General features: G+C 42.1%; 16 protein-coding genes. 6 read left to right on the top strand and 10 right to left on the bottom strand.

Annotated features, from left to right (window positions below):
* Window positions 1–16 precede the first annotated feature (16 nt).
* The 3 genes from BMY70_RS19030 to BMY70_RS19020 all read left to right on the top strand — a co-directional run bounded on the left by BMY70_RS19030 (window position 17) and on the right by BMY70_RS19020 (window position 4,057).
* On the top strand, window positions 17–952 hold the full coding sequence (locus BMY70_RS19030; RefSeq protein WP_090337894.1) for a sugar phosphate isomerase/epimerase family protein: 936 nt from the start codon (window positions 17–19) through the stop codon (window positions 950–952).
* 401 nt (window positions 953–1,353) lie between these two features.
* Window positions 1,354–1,929, top strand: a complete 576-nt coding sequence (locus BMY70_RS19025) for a hypothetical protein (RefSeq protein WP_090337893.1) — start codon at window positions 1,354–1,356, stop codon at window positions 1,927–1,929.
* A gap of 1 nt (window position 1,930) precedes the next feature.
* Window positions 1,931–4,057: a cation:proton antiporter gene (locus tag BMY70_RS19020; protein WP_090337892.1), complete on the top strand. Its 2,127-nt coding sequence runs from the start codon at window positions 1,931–1,933 to the stop codon at window positions 4,055–4,057.
* A gap of 34 nt (window positions 4,058–4,091) precedes the next feature.
* Here the strand turns inward: BMY70_RS19020 and BMY70_RS19015 are convergent, their stop codons facing one another.
* On the bottom strand, window positions 4,092–5,591 hold the full coding sequence (locus BMY70_RS19015) for an MFS transporter (RefSeq protein ID WP_090337891.1): 1,500 nt from the start codon (window positions 5,589–5,591) through the stop codon (window positions 4,092–4,094).
* A 171-nt stretch (window positions 5,592–5,762) separates the two neighbouring features.
* On the opposite strand from BMY70_RS19015, the gene BMY70_RS19010 reads away from it, so the two are divergent.
* Entirely contained in the window at window positions 5,763–6,860 is a 1,098-nt protein-coding gene (locus BMY70_RS19010; protein WP_090337890.1) for a glycosyltransferase family 4 protein, read from the top strand.
* Window positions 6,850–7,923, top strand: coding sequence for a glycosyltransferase (locus BMY70_RS19005; protein ID WP_090337889.1), 1,074 nt, complete (start codon window positions 6,850–6,852; stop codon window positions 7,921–7,923). The genes BMY70_RS19010 and BMY70_RS19005 overlap by 11 nt, the downstream gene beginning before the upstream one ends.
* Here BMY70_RS19005 and BMY70_RS19000 read toward each other — a convergent pair.
* The 4 genes from BMY70_RS19000 to BMY70_RS18985 form a co-directional block, all read right to left on the bottom strand.
* Window positions 7,915–8,745, bottom strand: coding sequence for a glycosyltransferase family 2 protein (locus tag BMY70_RS19000; protein ID WP_090337888.1), 831 nt, complete (start codon window positions 8,743–8,745; stop codon window positions 7,915–7,917). The genes BMY70_RS19005 and BMY70_RS19000 overlap by 9 nt on opposite strands.
* 174 nt (window positions 8,746–8,919) lie before the next feature.
* The gene (locus BMY70_RS18995) at window positions 8,920–10,020 is read right to left on the bottom strand and encodes a PepSY-associated TM helix domain-containing protein (protein WP_090337887.1); all 1,101 of its coding nucleotides are present in this window, start codon (window positions 10,018–10,020) and stop codon (window positions 8,920–8,922) included.
* 24 nt (window positions 10,021–10,044) lie between these two features.
* Entirely contained in the window at window positions 10,045–12,414 is a 2,370-nt protein-coding gene (locus BMY70_RS18990; protein WP_090337886.1) for a TonB-dependent receptor, read from the bottom strand.
* 139 nt (window positions 12,415–12,553) lie between these two features.
* Window positions 12,554–12,931 carry a hypothetical protein gene (locus BMY70_RS18985; protein WP_090337885.1) on the bottom strand — a complete coding sequence of 126 codons (378 nt, stop codon included), beginning with the start codon at window positions 12,929–12,931 and terminating at the stop codon, window positions 12,554–12,556.
* 226 nt (window positions 12,932–13,157) lie between these two features.
* Between BMY70_RS18985 and BMY70_RS18980 the strand changes: the two genes are divergently transcribed.
* The gene (locus tag BMY70_RS18980) at window positions 13,158–13,961 is read left to right on the top strand and encodes a DUF4198 domain-containing protein (RefSeq protein ID WP_090337884.1); all 804 of its coding nucleotides are present in this window, start codon (window positions 13,158–13,160) and stop codon (window positions 13,959–13,961) included.
* A 449-nt stretch (window positions 13,962–14,410) separates the two neighbouring features.
* Here the strand turns inward: BMY70_RS18980 and BMY70_RS18975 are convergent, their stop codons facing one another.
* The 5 genes from BMY70_RS18975 to BMY70_RS18955 form a co-directional block, all read right to left on the bottom strand.
* Entirely contained in the window at window positions 14,411–15,763 is a 1,353-nt protein-coding gene (locus tag BMY70_RS18975) for a hypothetical protein (protein ID WP_090337883.1), read from the bottom strand.
* Window positions 15,747–16,334, bottom strand: a complete 588-nt coding sequence (locus tag BMY70_RS18970) for an RNA polymerase sigma factor (RefSeq protein ID WP_090337882.1) — start codon at window positions 16,332–16,334, stop codon at window positions 15,747–15,749. Before BMY70_RS18970 ends, BMY70_RS18975 begins: the two co-directional genes overlap by 17 nt.
* A gap of 46 nt (window positions 16,335–16,380) precedes the next feature.
* Window positions 16,381–17,316 (bottom strand): hypothetical protein, encoded by a 936-nt coding sequence (locus BMY70_RS18965; protein WP_090337881.1) that lies wholly within the window; start codon window positions 17,314–17,316, stop codon window positions 16,381–16,383.
* 566 nt (window positions 17,317–17,882) lie between these two features.
* Complete coding sequence (locus BMY70_RS18960; protein WP_090337880.1) at window positions 17,883–20,390, bottom strand: glycoside hydrolase family 95 protein; 2,508 nt, start codon at window positions 20,388–20,390, stop codon at window positions 17,883–17,885.
* 298 nt (window positions 20,391–20,688) lie between these two features.
* Window positions 20,689–22,218: a RagB/SusD family nutrient uptake outer membrane protein gene (locus tag BMY70_RS18955; protein ID WP_090337879.1), complete on the bottom strand. Its 1,530-nt coding sequence runs from the start codon at window positions 22,216–22,218 to the stop codon at window positions 20,689–20,691.
* Window positions 22,219–22,238: the final 20 nt, after the last annotated feature.

Here is a 22,238-nt window from a genome sequence, read left to right as displayed (position 1 = left end):
ACTAATTTTCTATTTTATGCGTGATAACAGAAGAGGTTTTCTAAAAAAAGCAGGCGCAATTGCGGCTGGAAGCCTGGCTTTACCCTATTTATCAAAAGCTTCGGGGCTGGCTGAGATGTTTGCAGCGGAAAGACCTGTCGGCATTCAGTTATTTACTGTATTTGAAAAAATGAACAACGATCCGAAAGCAACACTTGAAAAAATTGCCTCGATCGGATATAAAGAAATTGAAACAGCATTCAGCACACGTGGAGGATATTACGGATATAAACCAAAAGAATTCAAAAAGTTAGCGGAAGATCTGGGTTTAAAATGGCGTGCACACCATGCGCTCGGTGCGCCTTTCAAAATGCCACCGGGCCGTAAAATGCCTACGGGTTCGGACGGAAAACCGATTACAATCCCTACGATGATGAATCTTCGTGATAATTATCAGCAATTGGTTGACGACGCTGCCGAAGCTCAACTTAGTTTTTTGGTTTGTGCAAGCACGCCTGTGGGCACTATGGATGAAGTGAAAAATTCCATCGAAGTGTTCCAGAAGACAGGAGAAGCCAGTAAAAAAGCAGGAATTGAGTTTGCATATCACAATCATGCAACGGAATTTGATCCTGTTGAAGGCGGTAAAACAGCTTACGAACTGGTACTTTCTCAAACAGATAAAGATCTTGTAAAAATGGAACTGGACCTGGCCTGGGCAACTAAAGCCGGAAAAGATCCTGTTGCGTTATTCAAAGAACATCCTGGCCGCTTTCCGTTGTGGCACGTCAAGGATATTAAAAAAGATCTTCAGACCATCACCGAAGTTGGTAACGGAGTGGTAGAATTTAAGAGAATTTTTGAAGCTGCCAATGTATCAGGATTAAAATATTTTTTTGTTGAATATGACCTCGCGCCATCATTTGATACCATCCAGACTTGTTATACGAATTTAAAGAAAGTCATCGGATAAAATTTTCGAAACCTAAACTGAATTATTACGCCTCTGAGAAGTCAATTGTAAAAGGTTGGCTTCTCTTTTTTACAAAAAAATTTATCAGACATACTGACAATACGCTAAAGAAAGGGCTTCCGGAAAACTTCTTTCATTATTTCGTCTATTCTTTATAAACCCATATGAAGTTTTTCATCTAAAAAAACTTTACCGATCCCGACAAATAATATTCAACTGATATAACTCACATCCAAATGGCCTTACGAAAAGTATCAGGACGTACTTTCATTAAACTGCTGAAAGATTTTCATGAAGCAATCAAGGCTTATATTTGGTTCCTTCAATTGGATTGATAACTTGCGAAAGTAAATTGTAGAAAAAGCAGACGATAAAGATCGTTTCAATCCAGCCCATACGCCATGACGATACCTAAAACTTTCTTCGCCATCTTGCTCAGCTGCATTTTAATATGGGGGTGCCAAAACGAGCAGAAAGAGCAGCAACTTGCCCAGCGAGAACAGGCAGTAAGCAAAAAAGAGCAAGAGTTCGCGCTAAAAGAAGCGGATTACATTTCACTCTTAAAGATGCGGGATAGCCTTTTAACCAAAAAGGACACGCTGATTATTCAGCATTGGCCTGAAAATATTGCTGGCCTGTGGAGCGGAAGATCCGTCTGCCGCGAGTCCAATTGCAGCGAATATGTCATCGGTGATCAGCGTGCAAATCAGTGGGAATTTATAAGCGATTCGACCGGATTATACACCCGGGTGATTGATAAAAACAACAAAACTGTCCGGGTCTACAATGCGCGTTTTGATAGTACCGGCATAAACCTGCAATTTAGCAGCGATACTTCAGCAACCAAAATGGCAACGCTAACCGTTGATCTTAATCCTCTTACCAATGAGGTTCTGAAAGGCATACAGACAATTAATATTAATCAGTCTTGTACGGCTAAATTTTATGTGGAACTCACCCGTTCAACCCAACGCTAATATGCCGTTATTAAATATACATATCGGCAGCCTGCCGATTGAAGACCCGGTATTGAAATTTCTGCTCGAACTCATCATTATTTTAAGCGCGCCACTTTTGCTTAATAAAATAAAGGTGCCGCATTTACTCGGACTACTGATTGCCGGAGCCGTGGTTGGGCCAAATGGTCTAAATCTTCTCGCACGAGACAGCAGCGTAGTCGTCACCGGGACAACCGGATTGCTTTACATTATGTTTCTGGCCGGGCTCGAAATTGATATGGGCGATTTCAAAAAGAACAAATGGAAAAGTATCACTTTCACGTTGTACACCTTCGCAATACCCTTTATTCTGGGATTTACAGGTGGCTATTACGTCCTTCATTTTTCTGTGTTAACCTCTGTGCTGTTTGCCAGTTTGTTTTCTTCTCATACGCTCATCTCCTACCCGATGGTGAGCAAATTGGGCATATCGAAAAATCTCTCGGTCAACATCACCGTTGGAGGCACGATGATCACCGATGTATTGTCTCTTCTGGTTCTGGCTGTTGTCGTCGGAATGACACAAGGGGAAGTTAACAATGCCTTCTGGACCCGCCTGAGCTTATCAATCGTAGCATTCGGAGCGACGGTACTCTTCGTTTTCCCGATCATCGGAAGGTGGTTTTTCAAACGTGTAGATGATAAAATCTCACAATATATTTTTGTTCTTGTCATCATTTATCTGGCTGCCGTGCTGGCCGAACTGGCGGGTATTGAAGCAATTATCGGAGCTTTTTTCGCAGGACTGGCGTTAAATAAACTGATACCTCATTCATCTGCGATGATGAACCGGGTTGAATTTGTAGGCAATGCGATTTTCATTCCTTTCTTTCTGATCAGTGTCGGGATGCTGATCGACTTTAAGGTATTCTTTAAAAGTCTGGAAACTTTGGGCGTTGCTGCCGTTATGCTGGTCGCCTCAATTGGAGGAAAATACCTGGCAGCTGTTGTAACTCAAAAGACATTCCACCTCAGCAAAGATGAAGGAATGCTTATTTTCGGAATGAGTTCGGCATCAGCGGCAGCTACACTGGCATCTGTCATGGTCGGATACAATATTATCGTTTCTGAAACAGCCGATGGAACGTCTGTCAGATTACTTAGTGAACACGTGTTGAATGGTAGTATTCTTCTTATTCTTGTTTCCTGTACTGTTTCTTCGTTTGTATCGATGTCCAGCGCACAACGTGTTGCCGAAGCAGAAAAGGAAGATACTGCCTCCGGAATCAATCCTGAAACAGAGAATATTCTGATGGCTGTAAATTATGAACAAACGGTAGAAAAAATAGTCAATCTCAGTTTACTGATCAAGGCACACCATAACCACGACAGGCTGATTGCTTTGAATATTATTAATGATGATAAAAACGAATCGTCGATCAGAAATGCAAAAAAAACACTTCATATCGCAGTCGATACAGGTGCCGCCGCTGATGTAGAAATCCAGTCACTGACTCGTTACGACAGCGATGTTGCATCCGGAATAAGCAATGTTATCAAGGAAAAGCATATCACAGACCTTGTCATCGGTTTGCAGCCGGAAAAAGGTTTCACGCCATCATTCGTACACAATCTTCACAATGGATATCTTCAAAATGATAATGTAAATACGCTGATCTATCACGCTGGGCAGCCCATTGCTACTGTTAAGCGATATCTCGTTCTTATTCCAAGCAGAGCAGAAAGAGAAGCAGGATTTTTCAATGCTCTTCTGCGTGTCTGGAACATCGCCAAAAATTCAGGTGCATTAATGAGCTTTTATGCTGACGATTCTGTCTTGCAGGTCTTGCAAAGAGTTATAAATAAATCCAGTATTGAATCGTCGCTGCACAGCATAAGTCATTGGCAGGAAGCAGAATTGGCTGCAACCAGTCTTACCGAAGACGAAGGCCTGATTATATTTATGGCAAAACGGGGAATGGTTTCCTATTTCCCGCAAATGGCTTTAATTACCGATTTTCTCGATAAACACGTCAAGGAAAATAACTTTCTTCTTGTTTATCCTTTCAGTCAGCAGCACCCTGATCACAAAGAAAAACGTTCAGTAAATAATCATGACGATTTTGCGGAGATTGGGCAATTGATTGGTAAAATGTTTTCTCGTTGATTCCTTTAAAGCTTTACAGAAATCCGGCAAAGTACTACTGGTGCCGCTGTTCCCGGCTGGTCTTTTCAGAATTGAGAAGGTTAATTTTAAGCATATTATTTAATGATGAATGCCAGTTTATTAATACATCAATCACAAAATAATCACGTAAGTTGCTCCGCAGGCTTGTCCGCATGATCCTTTTTACCACGCTTTTGTGAACTTCTCCTGCTTCGCGCACACGAGGTAAAAACTGGAGTGCAATCACCATGAGTACTGCACCTATAAGAAAAAGGAAGTTCCATTCATGTAAAAGCAGTAATCGAAAGGTTTTTTGCAGATTTGGCCCACTCCATTCGGCAATTACCCGCAGTTGTCTTAATGTATAATAATCGGCCATATAGCCTCCGAGCAATGGTGCTAGTGAGGAAAAGACTGCGGTAATAATATTTTTGACCGAAAGATAGACGATCGCTTCACGCGAAGGAGCAAGCTTCAATCCTATGTTTGTCAACGCCAGCCCTATACCTGCATTACTCGACCCGCTGACTATGTGGATCACTGCCAGAAGTGCGAGATTGGATATTAAATTGGTATAAATTCCTACGAAACACCACGCGATTACACACGCCAGATAGAGCGGCGCGCAAATGGAAATGATTGTCTTGTTACTATACCGGTCGGCAAATTTCCCCCAGTATCCGATCGTAAGAATACTGGCAAGCTGGCTCAAGATAGTCAGCGGGATGATATAGGTCATGGTAAGCCCCAGCGTTTTTAACATAAAGACAGTGAAAAAAGGTGTCGCTATATTTACTGAGAACAACCATAGCGAATTAAAAACCAACAATCTCTGGAAGTTTTTATCACGCAACGGTTTCACGAACATTTTCATGATATTTTCGTTCGGAAGATAAGATCTGGGCTCCGGCACCCTAGCCAACAAGCCTACCGCACCGAGACCGGCAATTCCGGCTGTCATGAACATCGCCGCATACACGTAGAGTTGATATTGCGGTGCATTCCTGCGCAAGTAATCAATAGAGACTGCCAGAAGAATACTGAGAACGACATTTAATATTTGTGCATACCGGCTTCGTTTTGAGAAAAAAGCACCAAGTTTATCACCAGGTACCAGGTCTTTCATCCAGGCATTCCAGCTGGGACCCGCGATCGAGCCGAACAGGTAGTAAAAAAACAGGAAACAAAGCAGCAAACTAACCGGAGCATTGTCACCGAAAAAAAATGGCATCGCCCCCAGTAATACCATCGGAATGCGGGCCAGTATGCAGCAAATAACTGAAACTGCCCGGCGGTTATTATATTTACGGATTAAAAAGACCGAAACTAGCTGGAAAATATTGGTGAATGTAGGCAATGAAGCCAGCAGTCCGATTTGAAAATTACTTGCACCAAGCATGATTGCAAATGCAACCATAAAGGTCCCTCCGGCCAGAGTTACCATGGCCTCAGTCGCCATTCCTTCCTTTAGCACTGTATTCAGCCCGTTTTCGACCTCTCGCTCGGTAAGTGTTTCTTTTGGTGTAAAGATCACGATGCTTTCATTTTAAGTAAAGAAAGGTAAGTTTAAATTTCGTACCAGCCGATCAGGAAAACATTTATCGTCGGCACGATTTTCTATATAGGTACGACGCGGTCAAAATACATCCGTATCTAATTACACCATATCCGCATATACTCATCATCAAACTTTACTGTAAGCGACATGAAAATTGGTATAATTGCTCACCTTAAGTATCCAATATCTAAACCCTTCATGGGCGGATTGGAGGCTTTCACCTATGATATTTGTCAGCGGTTACTCTCACGCGGACATGATGTGCTCTTATACGCCTGCGCAGGATCGGACCCCATTCTTAACGTTAGGCCGATACTCTGTGCGGAAGATTATCACCCTATTACATCTTCACAGTTCACATCTCACCAGTTAAGTACGGAATATATTTCTACACATCACGCTTATGTGGAAATGATGCAGGATATAGATAAAGATGAGCTGGATGTGATTTTCAACAATAGCCTTAATTATGTTCCCATCATGATGTCTGAACTCGTTAAGGCTCCAATGGTTACAGTGCTGCATACCCCACCGATCTTTGAGCTGAAAAATGCCATACGACTCGAACAGAATTCCGGACGAATTAAATATGTATCCGTTTCTCAGACCAACGCTGAAAACTGGAAAGATTACGCACCAAATTGCGAAGTGATACTTAACGGCGTCGATCTGGCCGCCTGGAAATTCTACCCTGAGAATGATGGCGGTTATGTAATGTGGTTTGGCCGGATACATCCGGACAAGGGTCTTCACCTCGCCATTGAGGCAGCCAAACTTGCCGGAAAAAAATTAAAGGTTGCAGGTGCAATAAGCGATCAATATTATTATGAAACCCAGATACTGCCACGTCTTGACGATTCCATTGAATTGCTCGGGGTCTGTGATCATAAAAAGCTGAACGGACTGATCGGTAACGCAATAGTTTCTTTGATCACTCCGTGCTGGAATGAGCCATTCGGGCTTGTAGTTGCTGAATCATTGGCATGCGGGACGCCGGTAGCAGGTATCTCCAAAGGAGCCTTGCCAAATCTGCTCGATGGGCTTACCGGTAAGCTATGTAGCGGCAACGATGTACAGGAATTGGCTGACTGTATTTTACAGGCAGAAAAATTGGATCGTTACGAATGCCGCAGCCGCGCAGAGCGTCTTTTTGATGTCGAAAAAATGGTCGACGCATATGAGGCATTATTTATAAAAAAAGCTTTTGAGGCAACCAGAACGAAGATCAAAGAAAATGTCAGCTAATTTTGCTTTTTACATTCATCATCACGGCTCGGGGCACTTCATGAGGGCTCTTGCGATTGCATCACAGCTAAAAGACGCAAGGGTTACTTTCCTTGGAAGTGACCTCAAACGGTTTGCTGATATTATTCCAGAGGACTTCGAATGCATACACTTGCCAGGCGATGTGGCGGGACCAGAAGATACTTTTTCTTCCCTGTTACGGTTAGGCTTTTTGCATTACGTCCCAATTAACATTGAAAAGGTTGCCAGGCGCACCGCGGTGATTTCAGCTTCACTGCTCAAATTGTTTCCTGTCATACTGGTTGTTGACGTATCTGTCGAGGTGACAATATTAGCCACGCTGGGCGGTACCCCCACGGTAGTGATGCGCCAGAATGGCGACCGAGATGACGATCCTCACCTACGCGCGTATGAATGCGCACAATTGCTGATTGCACCGTCACCGGAGCGGTTGATTGACTCATCATGCCATGAATGGGTAACAAAAAAAACATTTTTCTCAGGTGGGTTTTCTAAATATTCAGGGCATGCAAAATTTTCAAAGGAAAAGGATTATAGGGAGATTGGTGTCATTGTTGGCACAGGTGGCACTTCATTAGACGGCAGGATTATAAGTGCTCTGGCAGCACAATGCCCTGACAGGACAATTTCAGTCATAGGTAAAATAGCAGACTCAGAGCTAATCTCAGCGCCTAATGTATTACTTCATGGTCAGATCCAAAATCCGGCATCTGTGATTTATCAGTGTGGTGTCGTTGTCGGGAATGCCGGACATAACACGGTAATGGAAATGGCCGACCTTGAAAAAAAGTTTATCTGCATACCGGAAGATCGTCCGTTTCAGGAGCAACTTCGTAAAGCAGAACTATTGAGACAAAATGGTTTTGCCATTGTCGTCCAGGCAGAAAATTTAGAGAATCTCGACTGGAAAAAGACAATCGAAAGTGCTGAAAATCTGCCTTCGGATTGCTGGAAAGGCGTAATCAGCAAATCGGCATTATCGGATATTGCTTTGCAATTACATAAAGTCTGGCAAAATAATTTCCCTGAACATTTACTGTGATTTCATGGCAGCGATGATTTCCATTTCTTCGGGTTCACGTAAAATCCTCACTTCATCATTTTCCAGTTCTATCAGGCCGGCAATTTCAAATTTTCGCAGCCAACCTTCCATAGGCCAAGTTTTCCATTTGTCGAAAAAGGTTCTGGCATTTGCAAGAATATCTCTGAAGTGATTTAGAGGCGGATCATAACTTGCATGATACTGATGATAAGCAACAGCGTCGACTACACTCAGCGGAACTGACTTTTTTCTAGCGCTAAATCCAAAATCTGTGTCTTCTGCTCCATAACCCGTAAATCGTGTGTCGAAGCCGCCAATATGATCATAGATTTTCTTACTGCAAGCGAAATTAAGCGACCAGAAAAGTGCGTAATTCACATCGCGCAAATCGCCTCTTACCGGATCTGGTGAGCTCATTTCACGCATTTTATGCAAAAAATCGTGTCCCAGAGTTGCTCCTTTTGTAAGATATCTCACAGGTCCTATCCAAAGATGATCACTTTCTTGACAAGCATCAAAATATTTACCTGTCAGATTTGAAGAGGGAATGCAATCGACGTCAAGAAAAATCATTACTGGAAAAGTCGCCTGAACAGTTGCGAAATTCCGCGCTGCGGCAAGTGGCAGCTTTTCCTCAGCATCGAACCGAAAAGAACGAACCTGAAAGTTTTCCGAGATGAGCTCGCTCGCAGGTTCGTTCATATTGACAATTATCAGCTCAGCCGGATATCTCTCAGACATTTCCAGACCGAGAACTAAGTTACGCAGAGCCTCATTCCTCGATTTGGCGATTGTTAATACGGAGATTGGCAGATTGTTCATTTTGTGAAAATTAATTTACAAATCCTCTACAAAAAATCTGCCATACACAAAAACTATCCGCCCGCGGGGCAATAAAACCTTTATATATCTCAATTAACGTTAAAACAGACAATCACAAATACTGAGGCATCCAAATTATCAAAGCGGGGATGTTATATCAATTTGCTGCAGTTGTTATTTTTTAACCCTACGCCACCAGAGTAAAAAACCCGTCACAGACAGCAATCCTGGCGTGAGACCGATAATAACATAAAGAATCTTGACTATAATGCCTCCGTAATTTCCCACGTGTAATGGAAAAAAAGTTGCCTCGACGCGCTCCCAAAAAGGTTTGTCAACTATCCTTATAACCTGGATGATTTCGCCAGTCTGCTGATTAACACGCACTGAATTGCCGCTACCCCATAATTTCCACTGGCCTTTTTCGTAGCCCCTGACTTCAAATTTGCGTTCAGGTTGTGTTGGTAAATACACATACGTAGGTTCCAGTTCCGGCATAGTCAAAAGGGCCTGACGATACATGCGATCTGGTGAGATCAATATTTTTGTATTGGGCTTCGTAGCAACCAACTCATTTTTCCATGTCTTCTCTTTAAAAGCAAAAAGATTCATCCAGAACCCAGTGAAAAAAATAACTGAGTTCAAGAGCAAAGACCAAACACCAATCGTCCGGTGCAGGTCCGAACTGATTGTCCGCCAGTTTTTTGTATTAAATTTTATCTGAAATGTCAGTACTTTCAGCAGCATTTTCCGGTATACAACCGCACCCGTTAAAAGTGACAGCAACATGGTAATACCAAAAATTGCCGTCAACGCGGCGCCGGGAATCCCCAGTTGAAAACTAAAATGAAATTGAAAAAGCCATTCGATAAAACTGGGTGTAAAATCACTGGCAGGCCCCTCCCGAAGTATTTTACCGGTAGCAGGATCAAATGAAATTAATGCCAGGTCATAGGTCAGCAGATGTGTATCGTTGAAGTAAATTCTAAAATTATACGCATCCCCAGGTCCTGCATCCGGATTGACCCAGGCGATACCATCCAAATTCGGATAGCTGTTTGTGATACGTTCATAACACCGCTTTAATACCTGATCCTTGCCGGAATCCCCGGTCGGTAACCCATGAAGCAATTTCCTGTTAAAGAAATGATCGAGCTCCGTTCTGAAAACCAGAACGGAGCCACTTAATCCAAGTAAAATAAGAAAGATGCCGGTCACTAAACCAAGCCAGCTGTGAAGCTTAAAAATTGTTCGTGCCAAAGGTACTTTTTTCATAAGGTCTGATCATTCAAGCCAGTACTACCAAAGCTGATATCTTAACCCTACCCTTACATTCAACGGATCACCCAACCCGGCCAGCGTCACACCAGACCGACTTCCGGTGAAATAGTGCTTATTTGCAAGGTTATACGCATTAATTTGCAATTGATACCTGCCTCGCTGATACGAAAGTGCGGCATCCATAACTGTATAAGAAGGAAAAATAAAGTTTTGATTGGTGAGCAAGCCGACCTGATCGCTAACATATCGAATTCCGGCAGCAATTCCCAGGCCTTTAAGACCCCGGAAAGGAAGAGAATATTTACCCCAAAAATTGACTTGATGTTTGGGAGCGTTGGCAAAGCGATCGCCCTTTTTACCGTATGTACTGGTACTTACAAGTTCATGTTCGTTAAAAGCATAACCAGCTATCAGACTAACATTATTCAGGTTACCAACAACTGAAAATTCTCCGCCCCTGCTGCGGGTGCCATCGATCGCTGCCTGGCGATGAGAGTTTTCCTCTGTTGGAGCTGCCGTAAGAATGTTGGCATAATTAATCTGATAAATCGACAAAGTGGCCGACAGACGGCTACTGAATAATTCTGCCTTCGAACCTACTTCGTACTGCGTCGCTTTCCGGGTTGGAAACGGGCCACCGGACAGCACATTGTTAGAGGTTTGGGGATTAAAGGATTTTAGGTAAGTGCCATAAACCGAGACATTTCTTACCGGTAGATATACCAGCCCAACTCTTGGAATCCAGCCTGATGCCTGAAGCTCGTCACCTTGTTTATTATCTCTGTCCGACAAAGGAGTCTCCTTACCATCGTATCTGTCGTGGCGCAATGAGAGCAAAACTTTAAATTTACTGCCAACACTAACCTGATCCTGAATATATGCACCAATAAGATTCGTCACACGCTTGTTGTCGTCAGATTCGTCCGAGGGTACAGAGGCATCAGGTATACTGCCGGAATAATCCGGGTTTAGAATTGAAATCCGAGTTGAGGGTTTATACTGATAATCATTTTGAGTCCAACCGTAACGGTTATAATCTGCGCCAGCAACGATTTGATGTCCCAGAGGCCCTGTCTTTGTGGTATAAGTAGCAAAAGCAGTAGTCTGAAGACTGAAACGGTCGGTCTCCCAATCCTGAAATCCACGGCTGATAGAGTCATTGCGGATCCTTCCCACTGGAATATGGTCCGTGAAATCCAGCACATTTCGGACTGCCCGCTCAACAACCGTAAGCTTAAGCTGATTATTAATCTGATGCTCAAAAGTCAGGGTGGCGGATGCATTATGTGTTTTACCATAATCAGTCGGACTCTGAATTGTCAGATTGTTAGGGTAACGCTGGAAGTCGAATGTACCGTCAGTTCTTGTATAAATGTAACTCCCATTATCATACTGCTGAACAGCTTTCTGATAGGCATAATTTAATTCAAGATTTAATGAGGTATTTTTACTGATAAGGTATGTTAGCGAAGGAGCCAAAAACAAGTTTTTCTTTTTCTGATAATCTCGAAAACTTTCGGTCCGGTCAAATCCTATAATGGCCCGGTAAAGAAGCTTTTTCTGACTAGAAACCGGACCAGTAAAATCCACAGAGGCACGCCCAAAACCCCAGCTACCCAGAGAAAGATCCACACTGGCCTGTCGTTCTTGTAACGGTTTTTTTGTCACAAAATTGATCACGCCACCAGGAGAACCCTCACTGAACAACGCTCCCGAAGGACCCCGGAGCAATTCCACTGATTCTATATTGTAAAGTAACGGCTGCTGGCTCCATAAAAATAAATTACCACGAATTCCATTATACAACAAAAAACTGGCGTCATTGGGCGAATAGGCACTGAAACCACGTATCTGAAAATTCCCATTTCCATTGTTTGCTTTCATGCCCGTAAAGGAGCCGGCAATCTCATTAAGAGTAAATGCCTGGCGGTCACGCAGAACCTGTGAAGACATGACCTGTACCGATTGCGGCGTAGAAAGCAAAGGAGTTCCTGTTCGCGTGGATGCACTGGACGTAAGCACCTGATAGCGGTTTTTTGTTGTACTAACAACAACTTCATCAAGCTGCTGCTTACTTTCGGAAAGCTGTAAGTCCAGAAAAGGATTTTTTCCTTTCGATATCAGGATGTTTTGGCTAAATGCGGTATATCCTACGTTGGAAATTGAAATAATGTATGATCCGGGCGTTATCCCTTTCAAGCTGAACTGGCCGTCACTAGCAGTTACAGTTCCAAGTTTTGTCTTTTCCAGTGAAACAGACGCACCGGTTACCGGCTGCTGATCCGCGTTGACAATCCGGCCACTGAGCATTCCAAAACCGGATTGGGCATAGGAGCCGAGACAAATCGGGAAAATAAAAAAAAGCAAAAATAAATATTTGATCTTCATTCGAATAATGCAATTAGAAATCAGCTCATTCCGGATTTGGAAAGAGAGCGATAATAGGTCTTGATGTAAAAAAAGCATTTCCCCTATCGAAACTTTACGTTCAACAGGTTATAGGCTGTATGAAAAAAGGGAAAAAAAACTACAAACAGGGAGGCGGAACCAGGATTGAAAAGGGAGCCTGATAAGTTGCGAGGTGATACGGAAAACTACCACCGGAGGATTGTAAAAGTGGCCTGGACAGAAACTCAAATGTAGCGAGTGGTGAAGCGAATAGCTGCAGCACGGGAATGCCTTGAATCCGTTCGCTGGTTCTTTGATCTTGCTTTTCCTCTTGCTCTTTAAGTTTTTTGGCCAAATAACATTTGCCATCGCAATGAAGCTGCGGTTTATCACGATTCTCGCAAAGTACCCGCGTGATATACGCTTTGTTGACTTGATAATATGCAATGGTGCCCCACTGACTAAACGTCGGCAGAATTGTCGTAATAAGCCATATGTAAATTATAGTCGTACGCATCGTATTCAGCCGCAAATATAATAACGGATTGCGTTAGCTTAACATAGCAAACCAAAAGATTAATCCAAAAGGCAAAATTTCACACTTAAACACACTTTTTTGACATCATCAGTGTCATTATCCCTTGTTTTCTGTTTCTAAATCTTGAATTTTGCAGCGTTTCAGGGAAAGTTATTCTTAATTCAAAAAACGAAAGTCTCGTATCTCAACTCATGCGGATTACATTATGAAAATTAAAAAATCAATACTTTTAGGTGGTTTATTGTTGGCAGGCACACTATCCTTTGCACATGAATTCTGGTTAGAACCTATCAGGTTCTGGGTAAAAAAAAATGAAAAAATCCGAATTGATTTGATGGTAGGGGAAGATTACCAGGGAGAACATTCAAACGGACACAAATATAAAATTTCGAAACTGGATCATTACGGTAATGGCCGGAAAACTGATGTTCGAAACAAAGTTTTCGGAGATAGTCTGAGTAGCATCAGCATCTCATTTGAGACGGAAGGCAGTCATCTTTTAGCATTTAACAATACCAGCAAATTCATTAAACTTGAAGCTTTACAGTTCAATGAATATCTTCGCACAGAAGGTCTGGACCGTATCGGCAAACTGCGCTTACAAAACAGGGACACGTTAAAAGCAGGAAGAGAATTGTACCAACGATGTGTCAAAACACTTGTGCAGGCAGGAAGTAAAACGGATAATTCATTTGCGATCAATACGGGTATGCGACTTGAAATTATACCGGCAAAAAATCCTTACGATCAAAAATCAAAAGGCCCTATTACTTTCCAAGTCCTTTTTGACGATAAGCCTCTTACCAATGCATTGGTATTGGCCTGGCATATGGTTGATGGCAAAACAACGCATGAAAAATTAAGAAGTGATAATACAGGCCATGTTGAATTTCCTATTGACCAAACCGGCAAATGGATGATCAGTACGGTTCACATGATTCCAAACGGCAATAGTAAGGAAGCCGACTGGCAGAGCTTCTGGGGAAGTTACACGTTTGGTTTTTACTGATCTACAAAACTTCTGTGCTCGCATTAAGTTTCTAAAATTAATTTGGAAACTTATCTCTGAAGAAGTTTTCATACGCAGATATTCAAACCAAGAACGCCGATAATTTGTTAATTATAAACAAGTTAAACTGGCGTCACCAAATATATGTAATCCTCGGTCAATGTTCAGCTTGATCCTAGCGAAGCACTATTGATTTCCTTCCAAGACAACGAAAAACATTACAGAAAGAGAAAAAGGTAAACACCATAGTGCTCATATTTACACTTTATTACCTTACAAATTTGACCCAATACCCTTTCTGAATAGTGGAAAAACAACAAAGCGTGGAATTACCGGCATACCGCTGGTAGATTCTATTCGGTTGTAAAGTAAATGAGGGAATTACACCTGTATCGATTTACATATTGTAAGATCCAAAAAATAGTGAAGCAATTAGTTCAGATTGAAAGTTAATCATTCTGCAAATCAGGTAACGTAAGTCCAATTAAAATACCAACCTGGTAAGGCCGGATCTGAAATCTGGTTTCCGGATTTACCATCTTTGTAAAACTGTATTCCACATATGGGCCGATGTTAAGTAACGAATTTTTGCCCACTATGACTTGTTTGCCGATTGCCAGATTTGACCACATCAAATTTTTTTTTGTTGTCAGCTCACGCGAAAACTCTAAACCAATCTCACCAAAATAACCCCGAAATACGGATGCATTTTTTACAACACCACGTCGTTTTATGCCCAGGCCAATAAATTTGAGTTTGTTATTCTGCTTGTAGGGAATTCCAACCGGTGTAAAATTGTAGTCCTTCGAGGTTCTTTTGAGTTCGAATTCTTCCGAGGCAATTTCATAATCGAATGACTGTTTCAATTGACCATAACTAAAAATAAACGCAAAGTCTCCTTTTTTTATCCCACCTGTAAATTTGTAGCCGAGCTGACTCAAAGACAGTTCTGAAGGAATATTTATATTTTGATACGTTATTCCCGGTATTGCTCTTACTGTTAGCATCTGAAGGGGGCTCAGGGGTAGCACGTTTATTATAAATGAAAACCTCTTGCCAGCTTTGTAGCTGAGAATACCTGCTTTTTCTAACGTATCGGTATTAAAAGTAATCTTTACAGGTGATACCGAATTGTTTGTCATGGGCCTTTTATCGATTATTTCCAGATTATCATAGTCTACTGAAAATGGCTTTGGTGCCGAGGAAAAATCAGGGGCTAACTTTCCACGGCCTATCGAATTTTGATCTCTTCCCGCCGTTTGAATGAGAGGTCCCATTGCTACCTCGGCTACCTCATTTATTTTGGGTAAATTTCGTTTATTTTTCGCAGTCGAGCCGATGATTTTAACTCGTGCAATTTTTTTTGTTGCAATCCTTTCTGCATTTGTAAATTTCTTAGTTGTCTTAAATGTATCCGGAAGTTTATCCTTTGTTCCGTACGCGGAAGTTTGTAATACGCTGCTATTATTTCTCAGTGACGCTTGTGGGGTAACGCGGGAATCGATCTTTGCCCGGGTAGTATGTATTTTTGCCGGAATATCGCCCGTCTCCTTTGTAAAAACGCTTACAATCGGTTTGTTTTTGATTCCAATAATGGAAAAATATAAGTAACACGAAACCAAAAAGATTATAAATCCTGCTGTCAGCAGGACTTTCTTCTGGGCAAATTGCCGCGAATCACGTTTTAACTTACTAAAAATAACTTCTTCCGAAGCATTGCCTGAGTCGGTTTCAAAATCATCGAATTTTCGTTTGAGCGCCTCCTTGAGTGCTCTGTCAATAGCATTATCCTGGGAGTTCATACCGATCTATTCCAATTTTCTGTAACTTTTTCATTAATACGTTTCGTGCTCTGTGATATTGGGAGCGTACCGTCCCGTCGGTTATGGACAACAAGGCGGCAATCTCCGCATGCGTATACCCATCGATCAAGTACAGATTTACAATCATCCTATATCCATCCGGCAACTGGGATATAATGTCAATTACCAACTCGGTTTCCATTCGGTCAATAATTGATTCATAATCCTCGGACTGTAAAATTATGTCTGAATGAGTCAGATCTTCATGCAGCAGCTGTTGCCGGGTCGTTCTGTTATAATAATTAATAGCGGTGCGTATTACTACGGATTTGACCCAGCTATCAACGGATTCTACTTCCCTGATTTCGGTTATATTCCTGAAGACCTTTATAAATGCTTCCTGAAAGATATCCTCGCCCTCCGAACGTGTTCTTGCATAACGAATACAAACACCTATAAGCTTTGCCTTATATCTTTTGTAAAACTCAGTTTGGGCACTGGCTTCAAGTCTTTGACAGCCCAGTACAAGTTCGCTCAGAGTCCTGTATTTCTTGCTACGAAAAAACTTCATTGATTAGGGGTAATGAAAACAAAGAAATCAGATAAGCATACAAATCTCACTTTCTGTTATGAACTACTGAAATATTTAGCTGAGATGTAAGCAGATTGCCATCCGAATCAAAGTCGAGGGAATAGCGGTACCCTCTGATTCCGGCAATTCCCAACATAAAAATATGGAAGCCTGAAATATTGTTTTCCACAAACTTGTAATTCCCTTCCCCTAGCAAGAGACCCGTATTTTTGGCAAATTTTTGGATGTTTTCCGGAAAATCCGTCAACTTGGAAATGACTTCAAATCTTCTGAAAGAGACAATTAATTGCTTCTGATCATTAAAAACCATATCTCCGGTTTCTCCATTCACATGATTCGTCCATACTGTGTACTGCTTTTTATTATCTGCAAGAACCCTGATTTTTGCGAATCCGTTGGCATAACGATTATCTGTGAGGTAAGTCGATATTTGATCATTCAGGTCATAATAGCTGAATTTATAATAATCAGTAACGGTAACATCATAATCACCGGATGGCTGATTATAGGTTCTGAATGTTAACAGATAAGTCTTCTGGTCCACTGAAAATTTAGCAGTGTAGTTTAGATCACTCGCGGTAGCATTAATAATTTTTCTAAAATCGGAAAGTACGCCTTTGTTAGGTGACAAGACAGGGATCGTCTCAAAATATTGCTTGATGGAATCCGGAACAGTTTCGCTGATCAATTGGTGAGCCGCTAAAATCTTTGAAGGGTTTAATGTTACATAATATTGCACCTCTCCTTGCGAAAACCGGGCCTCCCATTCTTTGTCTTCTTCCACAGTCTTTAAAGTAATTTCTTTGGCCTCCGGATAAGCATCCGTCAAAATTCTCGCAACCGCATCAGGAACCGGATTAACTGGCGTGGGCTGTTCGTCTTTAACTTTGCTGCAAGACGAAAGGGAAAATATAAAAAGTACAAAAAAGAAGAGACGTTGATTTCGTAATTGTGTTTTCATTGGATACGGTCGGTTTAATTCTTTCGAGATTCCCTGAAACTATGGCATCGAACATAACCTCTGGACACCGAATCTCTACAAAACCGTTGCATGACCTAAGAAAATAACTTTGGGATCAAATCCCGAAAGACTGCAATTAATTACGCCACCTGAATGTTACTTTGCTTGAAGAAATTGACACGAAGAAAAATCCCGGGGTTAAAATCTTCGACCTTCCCGATCCTTTGCCACCATGGATCCATATAAGGCATATGGAAGCGACCGGGCAGCAAATAGGCTCACTAGCAAATATCCGTTATGCCTCGATCGAAAAATATTATGTGTTAAAACACACAAAATGCCTACCCCTATTCCGATCTGTCAAAGCAATTAAATAGTTCAGCTACCCGTTCACCAGATTCGTATCTCATCCGGACAAAAATCAAATGCAATGCCGGGAAATGCTCCCTGACAGTCTTATGAAGCATTGATACTGATTGCCCCAGATAATTGCTTCGTAAGGCAATAGCCTGGAAGCTACTATTCCAGGGCAATCAGCAACTTTTTTGGATTGATTTGGGAACGTTTTAATTTGCAACCAGAACCTTATACGTTTTCCCTTTTTTTGTTTTAAATCTATTGATGTAACCTGACTCGGTTTTTTCAGTAATTGCGACGGCCCCACTCACTTTTACAGGAACTTTTGTTTTGATAGTACACAATTCACCGTTCAATGATTTTATCACCGACTCAGAGAGCTTTCCATCTTTCCAGTTTATATCAATCTCAAAACCAGAACGGGCACGTAGTCCTTTTATCCGGCCATCTTTCCAGGCAGACGGTAACGCAGGCAAAAGATAGATTTCTTTCAAGTGACTTTGAATCAACATTTCTGACATACCGGCTGTTCCTGCAAAATTTCCATCAATCTGGAATGGCGGATGTGCATCAAAAAAGTTAGGATAAGTACCGCCGCTCCGAGAATATCCTTTTCCTTCATTGGTATATTTCATAAGCTGCCTAATGAGCGTATAAGCATGATCGCCATCCAGTAATCTTGCCCAAAAATTAATTTTCCAGCCTTTACTCCATCCGGTTCCCGCATCTCCTCGGACCTCCAATGTCTTTTTTGCAGCCTCAAAAAATTCGGGGGTATCCTGTGATATGCTGTGACCTGGATGGAGGCCGAACAAATGCGAGACATGGCGGTGAAGCGTATCAGTTTCCTCGAAATCCTTATACCATTCCTGAATTCTGCCTCTGCTGTCAATTTTTAGCGGGTAAAGTTTAGCACGTTTTTCAATAAGTAATCTCTTAAATTCCTGATCATTCCCAAGTACATCCGCGGCCTCGATCAGATTTGAAAACAAATCATAAATGATGGACATATCCATCGTTGTGGCTATTGAAACAGCTGCCTCGCCGCCTTTTGGATCTTTAAATTTATTCTCAGGCGAAGTAGACGGAGCCGTAACCAGGTATCCATCTTTGTCTTCTACCAGCCAATCCAACGTAAATAATGCCGCTTCCTTCATAAGGGGATATCCCCTTTCCTTCAAGAATGTTTTGTCACCTGAAAATCGGTAGTGCTCCCACAAATGTTGGGTTAGCCAGTTGGCACCCATATACCAATTTGCCCAAAGCGGATCTCCGTCGCCCACATTTCCAACCGGGTTAGACTGCCCCCAAATATCAGCATTGTGATGAGCTACCCAACCCTTGGCCCCATAAAATTCCCTGGCTGTTACTTTTCCTGTCATGGCAAGATCCTTGATCCAAGAAAGCAGAGGCAGATGCATTTCTGAAAGGTTCGCAACTTCAACAGGCCAGTAATTCATCTGGGTATTGATGTTAATCGTGTAATTAGAACTCCATGGTGGTCTCATTTCTTTGTTCCAAATTCCCTGCAGGTTGGCCGGAGGGCCGGCAGGGACGCCGGGCAATGCTGCTCTTGATGATGAAATTAACAAGTAGCGGCCATATTGGTAATAAAGCGTTTCAAGTTTGGGATCATAAGCTCCTTTCGAGTAAGCAATTAAGCGCTCGTCGGAAGGTAAATTTGTGTTTGGATTGTTCTTTGTACTATCTGTTACGTCGAAAACGACACGATTAAAATAAGTGTGATAGTCGTCCAGATGACGTTTCAACAAAACAGGATAACCTTTAATTATAGCTTTGTCGAGATAACCCCTGGCCAGCAATTTTTCATCTTTTCCATCCTTATCTGGACATTTGTCAAAACCGTTAAAGCTTGTTGCTGCAGATAAATAGACAAATACCTCGGTTGCCCCCGTTACATGAATTCCCGAAGTATCCGTTAAAACCGTTCCGTCTTTGCTTACAGCTTTTAATCTGAATTGAAATCGTGTTCCATTGCAGCCGCTGGAATCATCGTAAATAATAGGTTTCTGACCCGCAGGATTATAATAATTGGGGTTAACATGGGCAGGTGCTTTTCCATTTACCAACAGTTCCTTTGAGGCAGTTGTTTGAAGTTTGTACTTTATCTGGCTGTTTGCCGAAACGATGAAGTTCAGCTGCTTAGGTTTTGATGCTGTTATCCTGACCACCAGAATATTATCAGGAGCAGAACTTAAAATCTCCCTTTTGTAAACTACCCCGTCAACTGTGAAGCTTGTTGTCGCGATGGAATTTGCGATATCGAGATCCCGGTAATAATTGGTTGACTTCTCACCTTTGAAATCGTGAACAATTTTTAAGTCGCCCATGGGCATATATGACTCAGTATAAAGCCCCTGCATTTTTTTCAGCAATTGATTTGCTTTCTGATAATCTCCTTCTTTAAATAGCGCATCTCTGACTTGTGGAAGATAGGATGCTGATCCCGGATTAACGTTTGTTTTCACCGGCCCGCCAGACCAGAGTGAACTTTCATTAAGTTGTAAAAGCTCCTGCTCAACACCTCCAAACACCATAGCACCAATGTGCCCGTTACCAATTGGCAAAGCTTCTACCCATTGAGTGGCTGGCTGCTTATACCATAATTTTAGATTAACCGGTTTTTGAGCGTGCGCGCTAAAACATAAAAGGGAAAATATAGAAGCCCCTATGACCTTACAAATTGCATTCACCATCAGATTTTTTTGTTATTGTTAGTGATGAAAGGAACCTTCCCCTACATCGAGTTTTTTTCTTTTCAGTCGGACCAGCAGACGACACCAATTGGTACAAACATCAAAGCAGCTTTGTTTAATGATTTGCTTTGTATTACCAAGATATCAGAAGTCTATCAAAATCTTTTCCAAATTTTAACCCAAGACCATTCCAAATTAGCTCACGATCAAAGGGAAGTCGACTGCCTTCGTTGGTAAAACAGGGTGCCTCTGTTGCGAAACGGAGACACCCCTGAAACCAAAAAAGGCTGATTTTGTTTTAATAACCAGGATTTTGTATTAACAACGTATTCTTGTCAATTTCCCCTTGCGGATAAGGAAGTACATTATTTTTTTCTCCAAAAACCAGAGACACGCCTGCGGGATTTTTTACCGCTGCAAATTTCGCGGCAGCAATATTCCAGCGTTTCAGATCAAAATAACGATGCCCTTCCATGGCCAGTTCAATTCTTCTTTCGTGACGGATAAACTCCCGCAATGCATCTTTTGTAGCATACGAGGTCTGATCTACTTTAGGCAGTCCAACACTTGCCCTGGTACGAATCTTGTCCAGCGCGTCATAGATCGTGGCGTCGGGCCCCGATAGCTCGTTTTTGGCTTCTGCGTAGGCTAATAAAACTTCTGCGTAGCGCATGTGAATAACATTCATATCTGTGACGGGAGTTTTAGATCTGTCCCACGGCAGCTTCGATGCGTCCATGTATTTCTTCTGGGTAAAACCTGTAAGAACGGGATCGGTAGTCACAAATGTTGAGCCGTCCGGGTTAATGTAGGGATCGCCTGGTACCAGTACGGTCATTTTTAATCTGGGATCTCTGTTTACGTACGGATTGGCAGGATCATAACCTGAAGTCGGATCTGTAATCGGTTTACCTGAAATTGTCTCATAATCATCCACGAGATTTTTGTACGGCTGATTTCCGCCGTACCAGCCGATTTCTACAAGCATTCCTTCATTTCCCTGAGGATTATTTGGTGCAAGATATTTGGTTGAAAAAATGATCTCCGGATTTCCCTGTTGCGTCGTTTGTAAAAACAGATTGGAATAGCCCCCCTGATAAATTGAAAACTTATTATCGGCCATAATCGCACTGGTTAGTGCGACGGCATCAGTCCAATCCTGCTGATAGAGCCTTACCCGAGCCTTCAGCATCTGCGCACTTGCCTTAACAGCGTGTCCTGCATAAGCGGTGGCTGGCAATTTGGAAATTGCATTGTCAAGGTCTTCAACGATGAAAGCGATTACTTCCGCCTTTGGAGTTTTCGCTACCTTGGCTTCTTCGGCAGTTTTTGGAGCTGTTTTATAAAGGATTACATCTCCGAAATATTGCACCAGCTCAAAATAAAACAATGCACGCAGAAACCTGGCTTCTGCTATATAAACGTCCTTAGTTGCCTGAGGCACAGCCGCTACACTTCCTACATTTTCAAGAAAATAATTGGCAGCAGCTATACCTGCATAAGGCTCATTGTACAACGAGGTAGGAACGTTGGACGCGTTGATAATACCAATACTCGGGTTCTGAAAACCTATTTGGTTGTGTCTGTCGTAGGAATTGTCCGAATAACTATCCAATATTGACCTGCGGTGCCCAAAAACCACACTTTGAAGCCTACGATAAACACCAACCAGTGCCATGTCCACGTCCGCCTGGGTTTTCCAGAAAGTTTCACCCGATATAGCGTTCAACGGGTTTTTGTCCAAATAGCTATCATCGCAGGAACTTGTACCACCAAGTACCAAAGTCGCCAGCAATGCAGAAAATATAAATTTATGTCTGAAGTTCATTTTTTTTACAGGTTTAATTG

The sequence above is a fragment of the Dyadobacter koreensis genome (assembly GCF_900108855.1).
GTDB classification, from domain to species: Bacteria; Bacteroidota; Bacteroidia; order Cytophagales; family Spirosomataceae; genus Dyadobacter; species Dyadobacter koreensis.
Note: the sequence above shows the minus strand (reverse complement) of the source record. Positions and strands in the feature narration are given on the sequence as shown.